General features: G+C 45.7%; 20 protein-coding genes and 1 pseudogene. 12 read left to right on the top strand and 9 right to left on the bottom strand.

Translation table 11 applies throughout. From position 1 onward, the window contains the following. Positions 1-553: 553 nt before the first annotated feature. Entirely contained in the window at positions 554-700 is a 147-nt protein-coding gene (locus FFT88_RS25525) for a hypothetical protein (RefSeq protein WP_240731058.1), read from the top strand. A 668-nt stretch (positions 701-1,368) separates the two neighbouring features. Here the strand turns inward: FFT88_RS25525 and FFT88_RS04655 are convergent. The 3 genes from FFT88_RS04655 to FFT88_RS04645 all read right to left on the bottom strand — a co-directional run bounded on the left by FFT88_RS04655 (position 1,369) and on the right by FFT88_RS04645 (position 2,930). Next, positions 1,369-1,815, bottom strand: coding sequence for a YcgN family cysteine cluster protein (locus FFT88_RS04655; RefSeq protein WP_205712849.1), 447 nt, complete (start codon positions 1,813-1,815; stop codon positions 1,369-1,371). A gap of 90 nt (positions 1,816-1,905) precedes the next feature. Then, positions 1,906-2,565, bottom strand: coding sequence for a fumarylacetoacetate hydrolase family protein (locus FFT88_RS04650; protein ID WP_135404263.1), 660 nt, complete (start codon positions 2,563-2,565; stop codon positions 1,906-1,908). A gap of 71 nt (positions 2,566-2,636) precedes the next feature. Beyond that, entirely contained in the window at positions 2,637-2,930 is a 294-nt protein-coding gene (locus tag FFT88_RS04645) for a YcgL domain-containing protein (protein WP_130205736.1), read from the bottom strand. A gap of 125 nt (positions 2,931-3,055) precedes the next feature. Between FFT88_RS04645 and minC the strand changes: the two genes are divergently transcribed. From minC to FFT88_RS04620, 5 genes are all read left to right on the top strand, one after another. Continuing rightward, on the top strand, positions 3,056-3,751 hold the full coding sequence (gene minC, locus FFT88_RS04640; protein ID WP_130215951.1) for a septum site-determining protein MinC: 696 nt from the start codon (positions 3,056-3,058) through the stop codon (positions 3,749-3,751). Positions 3,752-3,774: 23 nt separating this feature from the next. Beyond that, the gene (gene minD, locus FFT88_RS04635; RefSeq protein ID WP_064528664.1) at positions 3,775-4,587 is read left to right on the top strand and encodes a septum site-determining protein MinD; all 813 of its coding nucleotides are present in this window, start codon (positions 3,775-3,777) and stop codon (positions 4,585-4,587) included. Between the two features lie 3 nt (positions 4,588-4,590). Further along, positions 4,591-4,857: a cell division topological specificity factor MinE gene (minE, locus tag FFT88_RS04630; protein WP_001185664.1), complete on the top strand. Its 267-nt coding sequence runs from the start codon at positions 4,591-4,593 to the stop codon at positions 4,855-4,857. A 454-nt stretch (positions 4,858-5,311) separates the two neighbouring features. Continuing rightward, on the top strand, positions 5,312-5,656 hold the full coding sequence (locus FFT88_RS04625) for a YMGG-like glycine zipper-containing protein (protein WP_064528662.1): 345 nt from the start codon (positions 5,312-5,314) through the stop codon (positions 5,654-5,656). 3 nt (positions 5,657-5,659) lie between these two features. Then, complete coding sequence (locus FFT88_RS04620) at positions 5,660-5,995, top strand: YmgD family protein (protein ID WP_074399524.1); 336 nt, start codon at positions 5,660-5,662, stop codon at positions 5,993-5,995. Between the two features lie 57 nt (positions 5,996-6,052). On the opposite strand, the pseudogene FFT88_RS04615 reads toward FFT88_RS04620, so the two are convergent. From FFT88_RS04615 to FFT88_RS04600, 4 genes and pseudogenes are all read right to left on the bottom strand, one after another. Beyond that, a pseudogene (locus FFT88_RS04615) lies at positions 6,053-6,196 on the bottom strand (autotransporter outer membrane beta-barrel domain-containing protein); the annotation flags it as partial. A gap of 48 nt (positions 6,197-6,244) precedes the next feature. Further along, positions 6,245-6,463 carry a cell division-associated protein YmgF gene (gene ymgF / locus FFT88_RS04610; protein ID WP_135404262.1) on the bottom strand — a complete coding sequence of 73 codons (219 nt, stop codon included), beginning with the start codon at positions 6,461-6,463 and terminating at the stop codon, positions 6,245-6,247. A 130-nt stretch (positions 6,464-6,593) separates the two neighbouring features. After that, positions 6,594-8,117, bottom strand: coding sequence for a cyclic diguanylate phosphodiesterase (locus tag FFT88_RS04605; RefSeq protein ID WP_135404261.1), 1,524 nt, complete (start codon positions 8,115-8,117; stop codon positions 6,594-6,596). A gap of 277 nt (positions 8,118-8,394) precedes the next feature. Further along, positions 8,395-8,772: a DUF302 domain-containing protein gene (locus FFT88_RS04600; protein ID WP_135404260.1), complete on the bottom strand. Its 378-nt coding sequence runs from the start codon at positions 8,770-8,772 to the stop codon at positions 8,395-8,397. A 454-nt stretch (positions 8,773-9,226) separates the two neighbouring features. Here FFT88_RS04600 and FFT88_RS04595 point away from each other — a divergent pair, with 454 nt between their 5' ends. Beyond that, positions 9,227-9,556: a YkgJ family cysteine cluster protein gene (locus FFT88_RS04595; RefSeq protein ID WP_130205601.1), complete on the top strand. Its 330-nt coding sequence runs from the start codon at positions 9,227-9,229 to the stop codon at positions 9,554-9,556. Between the two features lie 405 nt (positions 9,557-9,961). Here the strand turns inward: FFT88_RS04595 and FFT88_RS04590 are convergent, their stop codons facing one another. Next, entirely contained in the window at positions 9,962-10,678 is a 717-nt protein-coding gene (locus FFT88_RS04590) for a YebC/PmpR family DNA-binding transcriptional regulator (RefSeq protein ID WP_130205599.1), read from the bottom strand. A 332-nt stretch (positions 10,679-11,010) separates the two neighbouring features. On the opposite strand from FFT88_RS04590, the gene FFT88_RS04585 reads away from it, so the two are divergent. Further along, a complete protein-coding gene (locus tag FFT88_RS04585; protein WP_130222855.1) occupies positions 11,011-11,352 on the top strand; it encodes a DHCW motif cupin fold protein in 342 nt (113 codons plus the stop codon). 188 nt (positions 11,353-11,540) lie between these two features. On the opposite strand, the gene icd is transcribed toward FFT88_RS04585, so the two are convergent. After that, positions 11,541-12,791 carry an NADP-dependent isocitrate dehydrogenase gene (gene icd, locus FFT88_RS04580; RefSeq protein ID WP_000444487.1) on the bottom strand — a complete coding sequence of 417 codons (1,251 nt, stop codon included), beginning with the start codon at positions 12,789-12,791 and terminating at the stop codon, positions 11,541-11,543. A gap of 171 nt (positions 12,792-12,962) precedes the next feature. On the opposite strand from icd, the gene rluE reads away from it, so the two are divergent. From rluE to hflD, 4 genes are read left to right on the top strand one after another with little or no spacing between them, the layout of a single operon-like run. Beyond that, positions 12,963-13,616, top strand: a complete 654-nt coding sequence (gene rluE, locus FFT88_RS04575; protein WP_135404259.1) for a 23S rRNA pseudouridine(2457) synthase RluE — start codon at positions 12,963-12,965, stop codon at positions 13,614-13,616. 9 nt (positions 13,617-13,625) lie between these two features. Continuing rightward, the gene (gene nudJ / locus FFT88_RS04570) at positions 13,626-14,087 is read left to right on the top strand and encodes a phosphatase NudJ (protein ID WP_000476093.1); all 462 of its coding nucleotides are present in this window, start codon (positions 13,626-13,628) and stop codon (positions 14,085-14,087) included. 53 nt (positions 14,088-14,140) lie between these two features. Beyond that, entirely contained in the window at positions 14,141-15,247 is a 1,107-nt protein-coding gene (gene mnmA / locus FFT88_RS04565) for a tRNA 2-thiouridine(34) synthase MnmA (protein ID WP_130222859.1), read from the top strand. A 35-nt stretch (positions 15,248-15,282) separates the two neighbouring features. After that, positions 15,283-15,924 (top strand): high frequency lysogenization protein HflD, encoded by a 642-nt coding sequence (hflD, locus tag FFT88_RS04560; RefSeq protein ID WP_001297479.1) that lies wholly within the window; start codon positions 15,283-15,285, stop codon positions 15,922-15,924. Positions 15,925-15,926: the final 2 nt, after the last annotated feature.

Genomic DNA, 15,926 nt, shown 5'->3' with positions numbered 1-15,926 from the left:
ACGGCTCATCCTGTACCCGTGTGATCCTGGCCACGTAATGAATGGATAGCAGTGAGTTATCCGGTTACGACATCAACCAGTTCTTTGGTTTCATCACTTTGGACTCTGCCCACCACAATAAATCTGAGAAGATGGACAACGAGAGCAATAACACTGACCATAAATAAGCCTCAAAAAAATAATAAAAGAAGCCATTTGTTTTATTAACAACGAAGATTTAATGATCAATAGAATTACAGATGTTTTAGTTAATGGGATATCTTCGATATTAAAATGATATAAAGAGTAGTTATTGTTTTCCTGACACATTGTTCCCGGGGGGGGCCTTCAAGATGGTCATTGATAATGATCAAGTCAATAATACCTTCCGATATTTATATTTTTATCGTGAAGCGTTTTTAATATAGCGCTAAAGTTTATCGTTCAACTAAAGACACGTTACCGTAGATTAACAGTATGAACGGAGTTTTTTCAGCACGGCGTGATATTAATCATTTCGAGTTGGATGATGAAAAGCAATATGACAGACGAGACGTTAATGCAGGACTTTTCCATGAGTGGAGGGCGTTGCGTAACGTTGGATATTTATGCTCAGGAAGATGGGTGTGTTTATTATGTTGAAAATCATGGAGAAGATCAGGATATTGCTGTGGTTTATCCTGCTCAGGCAGTAGCATTCTACGGCGAATCCATCGCCTGATGGCGCTTCTTTGCCCACTGTCATTTGCATGATTGTAGAGTAAACATAGACTGGAATTGAACAGTCTCACGTAATCAGAATCACCCATATAGCGGATGATTCTCAGTTTCAACCGCCAGTGCATAGCGCTAAATAAAACTAACAATATAAAAGGACTTTATGAATTTTTTCGCATATTCTACATGCATATTCACGAGTATTTTTATATCAACTACCTGTAGATCGGATATATAACGAAATCGTTTGATGTCCGAATTTACCGTCTTTCGCTTTATACCCACCAGAACACCTGAGGAGAATAAGCATGCATGTTCAGGCGGTCTAATGAATGTCTCCATTGGTTACGGCATTTGAATCATTGTCATACCGTAGATTATCTTTTTTCGCGTGCTGCAATTTACTTAGAAACAGCGATGACGCTCTCACTTTTTAGCTCGAGAATTTTTTGCAGGATTCAGGATTAATACGTCAGCCCACCAGTACAAAATATTTCATACTTCCAATATACCGCCAGCCCAAACTTCATTGCGGCACTCTGGCGACACGTCTGGAAAATCGGGGGCATTTCTTTCCGGGTAGCAAATCGCTAATACACTGTGCGCCAGACCTTGTTATTGATGACCAGAAAACCGCAAGGACCATTTTCGCTGCGGCTTGACTGATGCGGATTATTGCGCCCAGTCAGGTTTATTTAAGATATGGTCCTGCCAGTCAATCACTTCCGACTCTTTCACCGCGATATGGCGCACTGAAATGCGTTCGCCATGCATGGCTGCTTTTGAACCGGTAAGTAACGGATGCCACACAGGTAAATCTTTACCCTCCGCCAACAAGCGATAAGCACAAGTCATCGGTAGCCATTCGAACGTGGGCAGATTTTCACGAGTTAACTTAATGCAGTCGGGTTCAAACTCGAAGCGGCGTTCGTAGTTCCGACATTGACAGGTTTTAATATTGAGCTGACGGCAGGCAACGTTAGTGAAGTAGATTTCGTCGGTGTCTTCATCCATCAGTTTATGCAGGCAGCACTGACCACAACCATCACACAACGACTCCCATTCTGCATCGCTCATTTCGTCCAGGGTTTTACTTTGCCAGAAAGGTATATCGCTCATCAGGTGTTCCACCATTACGTTAAAACGCACCTTATAACCAGTCTGGCACGGCGATGCAAGCTTTGCCGCCCCTTTCAGGCGGCAAAAGTATTACAAAACGCGAGTTGTCAAAGAATGACCGCCGAAAGTAACCGTCAATTCATCGCCACTGTGCAGCGGACCAACACCATCAGGCGTGCCTGTCAGCACAACGTCACCGGCCTTAAGGGTAAAAAACTTGCTCATATAAGCAATCAGTGGAACGATTTTGTGGATCATGTCCGCAGTCGTACCTTGTTGGCGTTGTTCACCGTTTACACTTAGACCCAGCGACGTATTTTGTGGATCACCGCTGAACTCTGCTGCAGGAATAAACCCGGAAAGTGGGCACGAGTTATCAAACCCTTTGGCCTTTTCCCACGGCTGTCCGGCTTTCTTCATTTTTCCCTGAACATCACGTAATGTCAGATCGAGCGCCACACCGTAACCTGCAATAGCTTTGCGCACATGCTCTTCCGTGGCCTGACGTAGCGTCGCGCCAATCAACACCGCCAGTTCAACTTCATGATGAACCGAGCCGAAATCAGAGGGGATAGCCAGGGGCTGGCGCAGATCACACAGTGCCGTTTCAGGTTTAATAAACAACACGGGCTCTTCGGGCACTTCACTCCCCATCTCTTTAATATGTTTGGCATAGTTACTGCCAACACAGACGACCTTACTCACCGGATAATCCAGCAGCGCACCTTGCCAGTTGTGATGTTGATACATAACGTTCCTCTCACTTCATCGTGGTTCTTAAAACCCGCTCCAACGAATATGATGCCACCGCCGGATATCGGTTATTTGTCAGTACTGTCTGTATTTTTCGCCATCACAGAAAGATGTTGTTTAAGCAAATCTTCAGGTGGTGGTGGTAACTGGAGATAATAACCTTGCTCGGCTAATGCCTGTTTAACTTTCTCAATATCGGCATTTACCAGTTTTTTCCGCCCATCCAATGGCAGAATCATCGCGAGTTGAGGTTGGCCAAACCCTTTCATCAGCTCCTCTGGAACACGCGAAAAATCGTCTTTTTTTTCGACATATAAATAGGTCTGGTCACGTTTGCTACTTCGATAGATCACACAAAACATAATTTTACTCTGAATAAATGTGGGGGTGACTTGCCTCAATATAATCCAGACTATAACATGCCTGATAGTCTTCGTAATATCATCGCTCGCTGATGATGATAATTAGCTAATTGAGTAAGGCCAGGATGTCAAACACGCCAATCGAGCTTAAAGGTAGCAACTTCACCTTATCAGTGGTTCATCTGCATGAGGCAGAGCCTAAGATTATTCATCAAGCGCTGGAAGACAAAATCGCTCAGGCCCCCGCATTTTTAAAGCATGCCCCCGTCGTACTCAATGTCAGTGGCCTCGAAGAACGGGTCAACTGGTCAGCAATGCACAAAGCTATCTCAGCAACTGGCTTGCGGATAATTGGCGTCAGCGGTTGTAAAAATGCGAAATTGAAAGCTGAAATAGAAAAGATGGGGCTACCAATCCTGACTGAAGGAAAGGAAAAAGCGCCACGTTCAGCTCCCGTTCCCCAGGCACCAGCGCAAAATACGATCCCGGACACAAAAACACGTTTAATAGATACGCCTGTGCGTTCCGGTCAGCGCATTTATGCTCCACAATGTGATTTGATTGTTACAAGTAATGTAAGTGCAGGAGCAGAATTGATCGCGGATGGTAACATTCATGTCTATGGCATGATGCGCGGTCGTGCGCTGGCGGGAGCAAGTGGTGACCGGGAAGCGCAAATATTTTGTACTAACCTGATGGCCGAACTAGTATCTATTGCTGGTGAATACTGGCTGAGTGATAAAATCCCAGTAGAATTTTATGGCAAAGCGGCACGGCTGCAATTAGTCGAAAACGCTTTGACCGTTCAATCGTTAAATTGATCCCTTTTTAACAAGGAATTTTTATGGCACGCATTATTGTTGTTACTTCGGGGAAAGGGGGCGTTGGAAAGACCACCTCCAGCGCGGCCATCGCCACTGGTTTGGCCCAGAAGGGAAAGAAAACTGTCGTGATCGATTTTGATATCGGCTTGCGTAACCTCGACCTGATTATGGGTTGTGAGCGTCGGGTCGTGTACGATTTCGTCAACGTCATTCAGGGCGATGCAACGCTAAATCAGGCGCTAATTAAGGATAAGCGTACTGATAACCTCTACATTCTCCCGGCATCGCAAACTCGCGATAAAGATGCCCTCACCCGCGAAGGGGTGGCCAAAGTTCTTGATGACCTAAAAGCGATGGACTTTGAGTTTATCGTTTGTGACTCACCGGCGGGTATTGAAACCGGTGCATTAATGGCTCTTTATTTCGCTGATGAAGCCATTATTACCACGAACCCGGAAGTCTCATCAGTTCGTGACTCTGACCGTATTTTAGGTATTCTGGCGTCGAAATCACGTCGCGCAGAAAACGGCGAAGAACCCATTAAAGAGCACCTGTTGTTAACGCGCTATAACCCTGGTCGCGTGCACAGAGGAGACATGCTGAGTATGGAAGACGTGCTGGAAATCCTGCGCATCAAACTCGTCGGTGTGATCCCAGAGGATCAATCCGTATTGCGCGCCTCTAACCAGGGTGAACCGGTCATTCTCGACATCAATGCCGATGCGGGTAAAGCCTACGCAGATACCGTAGAACGCCTGTTGGGTGAAGAACGCCCTTTCCGCTTCATTGAAGAAGAGAAGAAAGGCTTCCTCAAACGCTTGTTCGGAGGATAAGTTATGGCATTACTCGATTTCTTTCTCTCACGGAAGAAAAACACGGCCAACATTGCAAAAGAACGGCTGCAGATTATTGTTGCTGAACGTCGTCGCAGCGATGCAGAACCACACTATCTGCCGCAGTTGCGTAAAGATATTCTTGATGTCATTTGTAAATACGTACAAATTGATCCCGAGATGGTAACCGTACAGCTCGAGCAAAAGGATGGCGATATTTCCATTCTTGAGCTTAACGTGACCTTACCAGAAGCAGAAGAGCTAAAATAAGCTGTATTAGCTCAAACCTGATCTGACAGTTACCGGTTGTTTATACTGGTATCTGTCAGGTTGCATTTGGTCTAAATTTTGTTCTCCCCCTTCTATTGTCAGCTCAAATCGCCGGTAATTCACACTATTGCCATCAGAGCGAAATTACTTACCTTGCCTTTTTTGATAAATATTTTTTACATTTAAATCACACAACAATATTGATATTTCAGATCGCCTAACCTTTACAATATCATGTTAACACCTGATGACATTTCTTGAAGAAAATATTTCAAATCAATGAGTTAATCCTTATTTAAGATTATTCCCATTCAAGCATAAAACACAATTACTATTATACCATTCGCGCTCATTTTGAATTATCTGAATAATAGCGAGCGTTCTTTAGTTAAGTGAATATTAATTAAAGACGAAATTATTGTGTGTGCAACTTACTTAATACCGGACATCTAAGTTGAAGAAAAAAATACTCGCCTTCGGGCTTATCTCAGCATTGTTCTGCTCCGCACCAGCAATGGCGGATATGAATCGCACCACGAAAGGTGCGCTGTTAGGTGCAGGCGTAGGTTTACTGACTGGCAATGGCGTTAATGGTGTGCTGAAAGGCGCTGCTGTGGGCGCTGGTGTTGGTGCAGTAACTGAAAAAGGTCGTGACGGTAAAAATGCCCGCAAAGGTGCGAAAGTGGGTGCTGCCGTTGGTGCAGTCACTGGCGTGTTGACCGGCAATGGTCTGGAAGGCGCGATTAAAGGTGCTGTAATTGGCGGCACAGGTGGTGCCATTCTGGGTAAAATGAAATAAGGAATGATGATGAAAAAATTTGCATTACTGGCTGGTCTGTTTGTTTTCGCACCAATGAGCTGGGCGCAGGACTACAATATTAAGAACGGTTTGCCGGCAGAAACCTATATTACTTGTGCTGAAGCTAACGAAATGGCAAAAACTGACAGCGCACAGGTTGCAGAAATTGTGGCTGTAATGGGTAACGCCAGCGTTACGAGCCGTGATTTAAAAATCGAGCAATCTCCGGAACTCAGTGCCAAAGTGGTAGAAAAACTGAACCAGGTTTGTGCTAAAGATCCGCAAATGCTGTTAATTACCGCCATTGATGACACCATGCGTGCCATTGGCAAAAAATAATCATTAATGCAGTACCGCGCCGATTGATTCGGCGCGTTTTTTTAGCAGGCGAAGGAATCAGAACTTATATTTAAATCCCACCATCACTGCGGTGTCATTGTAGCCATTATCACCGAGTTGAACGCCAACATTTCCCCAGACGCTGGCCGCTGGATTCAGATTGCCATTTACGCCAGGTTTAATTTCCCCCAGATTACGCGCACTGCCAGCAACTCATTTAGCCGTTTTCTGACAGTGATCACAGAAGGATTAAGACTGATCCCTATGGCTAACGAGTTTTCCTCTTAACCGATTAACCACATTGATCGCCAACCAAACCAACGCATTTAGCAAATTTATAGTAACAAGCACTTCTCCCAACCAGGTGCTGGGTTTGGCAAAAAGGATAACCAGGAAAGTGATTAGCATAAATGCAATGGAGAAAATGATATATAAAGTAAAATAATCCAGATTATTACTCTTGTTCATGCTACTGATGGTAATCCTGTCAAAAATTTCAGACAATTATAGCAAACAAAATAATGAACAATAGTAACAAGACGAAACGAGCTAATTAGCTGTCTATAATTACGTCACCTCACGCTCAAGCGATCGTTTTTCACTCAACCACCACTTTCACCTTCGGTTTTGAGAGAATAATTTTGACCAGCTCAATATATGTCACCGGTTTATAGAAATAGTATCCCTGTTGGAACGTGATGTTGTTTTGGTTCAGGTAATCGAGCTGCTCCTTCGTCTCAACACCTTCAGCAACAATACTGATAGAAAGTTTGCGCGCCAGATCCAGCACGCAGTCCAGGATCCGGGTGGAATCGGGATCTGCGTTGACCCGCCCGACAAAGCTGTGATCAATCTTAATATAATCAATATGTAGATCATGGAGATAAGAAAGCCCCGAGTATCCAGTACCAAAATCATCCAGTGCGATGACAAAACCATTTTCATGCAAAATGTTTAGTCGCTGGACCAGACTTTCATCAACATGCAAAGGCTCACGCTCAGTGACTTCAAGCACGAGATTCAAATCACGGCGCGTGAAGCTGTCCTTGTATTTCAGGCATTCTTCAACAAATGTCGGCGAAATAATATGCGAGGCGCTGAAATTTATCCCAACGTGAAAACCTTCTGGCAGTTTACTTTCGATCGCATTCATTTGTTTGGCGACCTGGCTCATCAAACTTTGGGTGAGCGGAACTATCAACCCTGATTTTTCAGCAAGAGGAATGAAAGCCGCAGGAGAGATATATCCTCCCCGAGGTTGTTTCCAGCGGGCAAGGACTTCCACGCCGCGTAACGTCCCTTCCCGCCCATTTACCACTGGTTGATAAAAAGGCACAATTTCACCGTTATGTATTGCCCGCCGCAGGATCTCTTCCGGTGTCGCGCTTTTGTTGAAATATTTATCAAGCAGGAAGGCAACGGCGCAGGAAATTAACAAAATGAATATCAAAATCCCCAGACCTTTATCGATAAGTCTGCTAAAGCTAAATAGAGGCGGCTGGTTATAAATAATACTGAAATGATATTTTGTGGAACTGACTCGCCCAGAAAAATGATTTTTACCATTGAGAGCTGTCACATCTCCCGACGGGCCAATAATGCTACCGCCAACGAGTAAAGTATATTTCGCCCCCTTCAACGGCACATTGAGCGCGCCACGAATATGTTGATCGCTAATAGTCACCAAAACTCGGGTATCTGCGAACTGATTCTGATAAAGCAAAATGGGCATTTTATTAACAGTATCGATTGCCGGAGCTAGCAGTAAATTGCTTTCAGGAATCACGGGTATACGTGATAGCAGTACGCGGTTCCCCGGCAATGAAGTACACCAGACCGCATCTTGTTTGAGAATGATGATCGTACGCAGATGTGGCTTGAGCGCTGCTTCTGTACCTAGTTGATATTGTTCATCCAGATCACACCCTTTTCTGGCTATTTCCTGTGCCGTTTGAGTCGCCTGTGACGCTTCCTCAAGTATATAATTGATATTGTTTGTGGCATATCTCGCCCCTGCCAGGCTCTCCGCTTTTGCGGAATACCAGAGCTGGATGTTCAAAATAGAGACGCCGGTAATAAACAGGCAAACCGCAGCGAGGATAGGGATAAGTGTATTGCGCATCTGCGTGTCCCTGACAACAGGTTAATAGAGGGGGTTGACATTCATTCGCTCAATCTGGCGTCTACAGAGAGCATGGTCGAGAGAATCAGAAATATCCACGCATCAGATGAAATTTTGCCCAACATGCCGCAAGTCTTTCAATGACTGATGAAAAACTAATGTTCGCGCTGATCAATGGGTCTTTAAGCAGACAAGAGTCATGGGGTAATAATTCGGGAACAAAAATACAGGTTGAGCACGTTTCTGTTTAGCTTTAACTTTCGCCTTTATGCATATGTTAATCAATAGGTTGAATGTATTTCTGTACCAGCAATTCCAGCTTTTTCAACGTTTGTATCGCCGTTGAGTCAAGTCCATAACATTTCAATTCTTCTGCCGAGTGAAATCTAACGTTGACCTGACCTCCGAGTAACTGGCGAAGGAGTACCCTGAAAGGTAAATCCAGAGCGAGGTCTGGATGTTCCAACATCAAAGGCGTTCCCTTTTCAGGATTACCAAATACCAGAACAGTCGTTGGCGGCATTACAAGCCCTGCATTACGGGCAGCTTTTGCGTGGTCAAACTCGCCAAATAAAACCAGACCATTATCTGATACCGCCTTAAGAAGACGTGTTCTGGTATGCTCGAAGTCAAATGCACTATTGAATTGAATCATAACGTTTTTACCATTAACACAATAATCAAAGTGAACGATGAGACAACCGTAATATAAATACATAATATTATAACCTGAACTTGCTCATATTTTTGAACATCAGAGAAATAACATTCTCTGATGAGTCCCTTTAATCAACCAGAATTAAAACAATCGCAATATCCACTATGTTTATAAAATCACCCTATGCTAACAAGATAATGTAGACTCTGATTCCATAAAGCACTCCCTTCCGAAACTCTGCAGTTACAAATTGTAAAGATTAATTTACTTTGTTTATATTTTGACTGTCTGGTTATATCTCAGTGGATATGTAAAATTAATAACAGCTGGTGATCATTCAGTAGTTGACTATAGAAAATTCGCCAGCCGGTCACAGACACGCATCTTTACAGGGCGTGTCTGCATTTTTTGTTATGATGTATTGTGATGTATATAGTAGTACTGGTGAATTATGAGCAATCTGAATCCATGCCTGGCGTGTGGTGCCTGTTGTGCATTTTTCCGCGTCTCTTTTTACTGGGCCGAAGCAGATGATGCAGGCGGCACTATCCCGGCTCATCTTACTGAGCAAATATCCCCTTACCACCGATGTATGAGCGGTACTAACCAGAAGGATCCACGTTGTGTCGCCCTGGCAGGAACGCCTGGAAAAAACGCATGTTGCACCATATATAAGAATCGCTCATCGACATGTCGAGAATTCGCCATGTCTGGCGAGGATGGGAAGATTAATGAGGCATGTAATCGCGCCCGCGCAAAATATGGGCTGCCTCCAATTTAAAAAGCACTTTTCATTTTTAATGGGCGCTATAAAACTGCGTATCCATGATTATATTCTGATGTAACATGCCCATTGCCCGAGTATCAAGAATACAATGCCATATGTTCCTGGTACCGGGCAACATTTTGGTGAAAACTGCCATTTTAAAAATTCAATTCTTGATGATCATTCTTGATATTTTACGTAACAATTAACAGGCATTACATTCTGATATTTCGACTGTAAACCATTACGTTTTTCGCGCAATTACCCCCCATCGGATGATCCTTTGCCGTTAATCATGAGATAGTTACAATCAGTAATTTCGATTAGTCTTATTTTTTAGATGAGAGTCTTTTTATATGTTTTTTAACATTCTTTAAGAATAAGAAATCTGCCATAAAGACAGATTTCTTTTATTTATAATTAGAGATTTGCAACGTTATGATATACTTTTTGAACATCGTCGTCATCTTCGAGGGCATCAATAAGTCCTTCAAAGATTTCTAAATCTTCTGGTGAAAGCTCAACTTCTGATTGCGCAATCATTTCTAATTCTGTTGTTGAGAACTCAGTAATTCCAGCTGCTTTTAGAGCTGCAATTCCTTTGTGAAGGTCTGTAGGCTCAGTATAAATAACGATGTTTCCTTCTTCTTCGGTCACATCACGGACATCCACTTCAGCTTCAAGCAAAATTTCAAAAATACGGTCAGGGTCAGTTCCTTTAAATACAATCACGCCAGTATTGTCAAACATATAGCTGACAGAACCTGCCGCGCCAATGTTACCGCCTTTTTTATTGAAAATTGTACGAACGTTAGCAATCGTACGGTTAACGTTTGAAGTCAACGTTTCAGCGATAATCATTGAACCATTGGGTCCAAAGCCTTCATAACGTCCTTGTACGAACGTTTCGTCTCCGCCACCTTTGGCTTTATCAATAGCTTTATCAATAACGTGTTTTGGAACTTGCGCCTGCTTCGCGCGTTCAATAACGAACTTTAAAGAAGTGTTTAATTCTGGGTCTGGTTCACCTTGTTTAGCCGCAGCATAGATTTCCACACCGAATTTTGCATATACTTTAGACGTTGCCCCGTCTTTAGCCGTTTTTTTAGCTACGATATTGGCCCATTTACGTCCCACTGGAATAATCTCCTCGAAATTTATTTACATCAATAACAGGTTGATAACCTGCGATTTTCGTCATATTATATCATAACATGGAAAATTTCGTCTATGAGAATTAGAAATAAGATAAATGTATAGCGACAGTTTAATTCTCCATTATTTAAATAATGTTACCAGATTATTTTTCGGATTTAGTTTTAGCTTTTTGCTCTTAATTATTGAAACGCTATAATAATACCTAAGGCAAAAAATAATGTGTTGATATATAAATTATTTTTTCTTATGTTAATGTTAATTCATTCCAACCTGAGCTCAAGCACTCTTTCTTAACAACGAAAGGCCATAAAATGAATATCGAAGCATTTGCTTTTGGCACCACCAACTGGGGTGAAGTCGAAAAAACAGAACATCCCGGGGAAACAGGCATGGCCTACTGGCGCACACAATTTTTTGGTCACAAGCCGAACCAAATCCGTGTGCGAATGGTTGAATATACCCCAGGTTACCTGGCGGATCATTGGTGCAGTAAAGGTCATATCCTTTTATGCATAGAGGGAGAACTCGAAACACAGCTCGCAGATGGCCGCAAATTCACTTTAACTGCGGGGATGAGTTATCAGGTTGGTGATAACGCAGAGCCACATCAGTCCAGAACGGAGACAGGAGCAAAACTCTTTATTGTGGACTAACGGATTCGTCGTTGTTGCGATTGCGACGTCCGATTCTGGCACAGAATTGGAACCTGGCAGTAGAACAACCATCTGACCATCCCCCAACTACCTGGGGGTTTTGATAACTTATTTTGATAACCGTTAGCATCCTGACAAAAATAACGGGAGCGTAACGCTCCCGTTATTGGATTTAATAAATTACCGAATTACATATTCTTGATGATCGCATCACCAAACTCTGAACATTTCAGCAGCTTAGCGCCTTCCATCAGACGTTCGAAGTCATAGGTTACGGTCTTCGCGTTGATTGCGCCTTCCATACCTTTAACAATCAGGTCTGCGGCTTCAGTCCAGCCCATATGGCGCAGCATCATCTCAGCGGAAAGGATGATAGAGCCTGGGTTAACTTTGTCCTGACCGGCATACTTCGGCGCAGTACCGTGGGTAGCTTCAAACAGGGCGCATTCGTCACCGATGTTTGCGCCAGGGGCGATACCGATACCGCCAACCTGCGCTGCCAGGGCGTCAGAAATGTAGTCACCGTTCAGGTTCATACAGGCGATAACATCATATTCAGCCGGACGCAGCAGGATCTGTTGCAGGAAGGCGTCAGCAATCACGTCTTTAATGACGATCTCTTTGCCGGTATTCGGGTTTTTAACTTTCAGCCACGGGCCGCCGTCGATCAGTTCACCGCCAAACTCTTCACGCGCCAGCTGGTAGCCCCAGTCTTTAAACGCGCCTTCGGTGAACTTCATGATGTTGCCTTTGTGCACCAGGGTCACAGAGTCACGATCGTTAGCAATTGCGTATTCGATCGCGGCACGAACCAGACGTTTGGTGCCTTCTTCCGAACACGGCTTAATACCGATACCGCAATGTTCCGGGAAGCGAATTTTCTTCACGCCCATCTCTTCACGCAGGAATTTAATTACTTTCTCAGCGTCGGCAGAGTCTGCTTTCCATTCGATACCTGCATAAATGTCTTCCGAGTTTTCACGGAAGATAACCATATCGGTCAGTTCAGGGTGTTTAACCGGGCTTGGGGTGCCCTGATAGTAACGTACCGGACGCAGGCAGATGTAAAGATCCAGTTCCTGGCGCAGGGCAACGTTGAGAGAACGAATACCGCCCCCAACCGGAGTGGTCAGCGGGCCTTTAATGGCAACGCGATATTCACGAATCAGATCAAGGGTTTCAGCAGGCAGCCAGACATCCTGACCATAAACCTGTGTGGATTTTTCACCGGTGTAAATTTCCATCCAGGAGATTTTACGCTCGCCTTTATAGGCTTTCTCGACCGCAGCGTCGACCACTTTCAGCATGGCTGGGGTTACATCTACACCGATTCCATCACCTTCAATGTAAGGGATAATCGGATTTTCAGGAACGTTGAGTTTGCCGTTTTGCAGGGTGATCTTCTTGCCTTGTGCCGGAACAACTACTTTACTTTCCATTCACCTCTCCTTCGAGCGCTACTGGTTTGCTCGTCTGCCACCACGTTGCATATGCGTTTGCGTCCTGCGATACGGATGCTTTAGAGCAATTTTTTGTTAATGATTTGTAATTGGCTTGTCAATACTACCCTATTGTTTGCCGTCATGAAAGATGCGCGTTATTAGGCTATAATGCGGCAATTCATAATCTCTGAAAATACCATGCAAAAAACTTCTTTTAGAAATCACCAGGTTAAGCGATTCAGCTCGCAACGCACTAACAAACGCAAGCCAGAAAACCAGCCCACGCGTGTGATCCTGTTCAATAAACCTTACGATGTCCTGCCACAGTTCACCGATGAAGCCGGGCGCAAAACATTAAAAGAATTCATCCCGGTTCAGGGCGTTTATGCAGCAGGTCGTCTTGACCGCGATAGCGAAGGGTTACTGGTGCTGACCAATAATGGTGCGTTGCAGGCGCGTTTAACCCAGCCGGGCAAACGCACCGGAAAAATCTATTATGTGCAGGTGGAAGGTATTCCTACGCAAGACGCACTTGAAGCCTTGCGCAATGGCGTAACCTTAAATGATGGCCCTACCCTGCCCGCAGGCGTGGAGCTGGTTGAAGAACCAGCGTGGTTATGGCCGCGGAATCCACCAATTCGTGAACGCAAAAGTATTCCCACCAGCTGGCTGAAGATCACCTTATATGAAGGACGTAATCGCCAGGTGCGCCGCATGACCGCCCATGTTGGTTTCCCCACGCTGCGACTGATTCGCTATGCGATGGGGGATTACACTTTGGATAATCTTGCTAATGGCGAATGGCGAGAAGTGACAGATTAAGGATGCAAAATGTTTAAACCGCACGTTACCGTTGCTTGCGTGGTGCACGCAGAAGGCAAATTTTTAGTCGTTGAAGAGACGATTAATGGTAAAGCGTTATGGAACCAACCGGCGGGGCATTTGGAAGCGGATGAAACCTTAGTGGAAGCCGCCGCCCGTGAGCTGTGGGAAGAAACCGGCATCAGCGCGCAGCCGCAACACTTTATTCGTATGCATCAGTGGATTGCGCCAGATAAAACGCCATTTTTGCGTTTCCTGTTTGCCATCGAGCTTGAGCAAATATGCCCGACCCAGCCTCATGACAGCGATATCGACTGCTGCCGTTGGGTCAGCGCCGAAGAAATTTTACAGGCGTCAAATCTTCGTTCGCCGCTGGTGGCGGAAAGTATTCGTTGTTATCAAAGCGGGCAACGCTATCCGCTGGAGATGATTGGCGATTTTAACTGGCCTTTTACAAAGGGTGTCATCTAAAAGGCTGCGTGATAGAATACGCCGCCTTGAAGTTCAATGTCGTGAGTAATCCAATGTCTGAAACCGCAAAAAAAGTGATCGTCGGCATGTCCGGCGGTGTCGATTCCTCCGTTTCTGCCTGGCTGTTGCAACAACAGGGATATCAGGTCGAAGGCCTGTTTATGAAGAACTGGGAAGAAGACGACGGTGAGGAATATTGCACAGCGGCAGCGGATCTGGCTGATGCCCAGGCGGTCTGCGATAAGCTCGGCATTGAACTGCACACCGTTAACTTTGCTGCCGAGTACTGGGACAACGTCTTCGAACTGTTCCTTGCTGAATATAAAGCCGGTCGCACGCCGAATCCGGATATTCTGTGCAACAAAGAGATCAAATTTAAAGCCTTCCTCGAATTTGCCGCCGAAGATTTAGGTGCCGATTATATCGCTACCGGTCATTACGTGCGTCGGGCAGATGTCGATGGCAAGAGCCGCCTGCTGCGTGGTCTGGACAGCAATAAAGACCAGAGCTACTTCCTTTATACGCTCGGCCATGAGCAGATTGCGCAAAGCCTGTTCCCGGTCGGCGAACTGGAAAAACCGCAGGTGCGTAAGATTGCTGAAGATCTCGGTCTGGTCACCGCGAAGAAAAAAGACTCTACCGGCATTTGCTTCATTGGCGAACGTAAATTCCGCGAGTTCCTGGGCCGTTATCTCCCGGCGCAACCGGGCAAAATCATTACTGTTGACGGCGATGAAATTGGTGAGCACCAGGGGTTGATGTATCACACCCTCGGTCAGCGTAAAGGTCTGGGTATCGGTGGCACCAAAGAAGGCACCGAAGAACCGTGGTATGTGGTCGATAAAGACGTCGAAAACAACATTCTGATTGTTGCGCAGGGCCATGAACACCCGCGTCTGATGTCTGTCGGTCTGATTGCCCAGCAGCTACACTGGGTCGATCGCGAACCGTTCACCGGCACTATGCGTTGCACGGTAAAAACCCGCTATCGCCAGACCGACATTCCGTGCACCGTCAAGGCGCTGGACGACGATCGCATTGAAGTGATTTTCGATGAGCCCGTTGCCGCCGTGACGCCGGGCCAGTCTGCCGTCTTCTATAACGGTGAAGTGTGCCTCGGTGGCGGTATCATTGAGCAGCGTCTACCGCTGCCGGTCTGATTATTGTCTTTAATTACAACAAGGAAGCAGTGAACGTGGCAAAGAATTACTATGACATCACCCTCGCCCTGGCCGGTATTTGTCAGTCGGCACGCCTGGTGCAACAACTCGCTCACCAGGGGCATTGTGATGCCGATGCGCTACACGTCTCACTCAACAGTATTATTGATATGAACCCCAGCTCGACGCTGGCGGTTTTTGGCGGTAGCGAAGCCAACCTGCGCGTCGGGCTGGAAACCCTGCTCGGCGTGCTCAATGCCAGCAGTCGTCAGGGCTTAAACGCTGAGCTAACCCGCTACACGCTAAGCCTGATGGTGCTTGAGCGCAAACTTTCCTCAGCGAAAGGTGCGCTCGATACTCTGGGCAACCGGATCAACGGCCTGCAACGCCAGCTCGAACACTTCGATTTACAGTCCGAAACGCTGATGAGCGCGATGGCCGCCATCTATGTTGATGTGATAAGCCCGCTTGGCCCGCGCATTCAGGTCACCGGCTCCCCTGCCGTACTGCAAAGCCCACAGGTGCAGGCGAAAGTTCGCGCAACCCTGCTGGCAGGCATTCGCGCCGCCGTGCTCTGGCACCAGGTCGGCGGCGGACGTCTGCAACTGATGTTTTCTCGTAATCGCCTGACCACTCAGGCAAAACAAATTCTTGCTCATTTAACCCCGGAGTTGTGATC

Origin of the sequence: Escherichia sp. E4930, assembly GCF_005845405.1 — a bacterium.
Classification (GTDB): domain Bacteria; phylum Pseudomonadota; class Gammaproteobacteria; order Enterobacterales; family Enterobacteriaceae; genus Escherichia.
This window is presented reverse-complemented; position numbering and strand designations above follow the sequence as displayed.

What these genes read in the sequence shown, in the direction of transcription:
- ymgF (WP_135404262.1), bottom strand. Translation starts at nt 6,463, where the DNA reads ATGAACAAGAGTAATAATCTGGATTATTTTACTTTATATATCATTTTC.
- FFT88_RS04585 (WP_130222855.1), top strand. Translation starts at nt 11,011, where the DNA reads ATGAATATCGAAGCATTTGCTTTTGGCACCACCAACTGGGGTGAAGTC.
- rluE (WP_135404259.1), top strand. Translation starts at nt 12,963, where the DNA reads ATGCGGCAATTCATAATCTCTGAAAATACCATGCAAAAAACTTCTTTT.
- FFT88_RS04650 (WP_135404263.1), bottom strand. Translation starts at nt 2,565, where the DNA reads ATGTATCAACATCACAACTGGCAAGGTGCGCTGCTGGATTATCCGGTG.
- FFT88_RS04605 (WP_135404261.1), bottom strand. Translation starts at nt 8,117, where the DNA reads ATGCGCAATACACTTATCCCTATCCTCGCTGCGGTTTGCCTGTTTATT.
- minE (WP_001185664.1), top strand. Translation starts at nt 4,591, where the DNA reads ATGGCATTACTCGATTTCTTTCTCTCACGGAAGAAAAACACGGCCAAC.
- minD (WP_064528664.1), top strand. Translation starts at nt 3,775, where the DNA reads ATGGCACGCATTATTGTTGTTACTTCGGGGAAAGGGGGCGTTGGAAAG.
- FFT88_RS04655 (WP_205712849.1), bottom strand. Translation starts at nt 1,815, where the DNA reads ATGAGCGATATACCTTTCTGGCAAAGTAAAACCCTGGACGAAATGAGC.
- FFT88_RS04595 (WP_130205601.1), top strand. Translation starts at nt 9,227, where the DNA reads ATGAGCAATCTGAATCCATGCCTGGCGTGTGGTGCCTGTTGTGCATTT.
- minC (WP_130215951.1), top strand. Translation starts at nt 3,056, where the DNA reads ATGTCAAACACGCCAATCGAGCTTAAAGGTAGCAACTTCACCTTATCA.
- FFT88_RS04600 (WP_135404260.1), bottom strand. Translation starts at nt 8,772, where the DNA reads ATGATTCAATTCAATAGTGCATTTGACTTCGAGCATACCAGAACACGT.
- nudJ (WP_000476093.1), top strand. Translation starts at nt 13,626, where the DNA reads ATGTTTAAACCGCACGTTACCGTTGCTTGCGTGGTGCACGCAGAAGGC.
- FFT88_RS04620 (WP_074399524.1), top strand. Translation starts at nt 5,660, where the DNA reads ATGATGATGAAAAAATTTGCATTACTGGCTGGTCTGTTTGTTTTCGCA.
- icd (WP_000444487.1), bottom strand. Translation starts at nt 12,791, where the DNA reads ATGGAAAGTAAAGTAGTTGTTCCGGCACAAGGCAAGAAGATCACCCTG.
- FFT88_RS25525 (WP_240731058.1), top strand. Translation starts at nt 554, where the DNA reads ATGAGTGGAGGGCGTTGCGTAACGTTGGATATTTATGCTCAGGAAGAT.
- mnmA (WP_130222859.1), top strand. Translation starts at nt 14,141, where the DNA reads ATGTCTGAAACCGCAAAAAAAGTGATCGTCGGCATGTCCGGCGGTGTC.
- FFT88_RS04645 (WP_130205736.1), bottom strand. Translation starts at nt 2,930, where the DNA reads ATGTTTTGTGTGATCTATCGAAGTAGCAAACGTGACCAGACCTATTTA.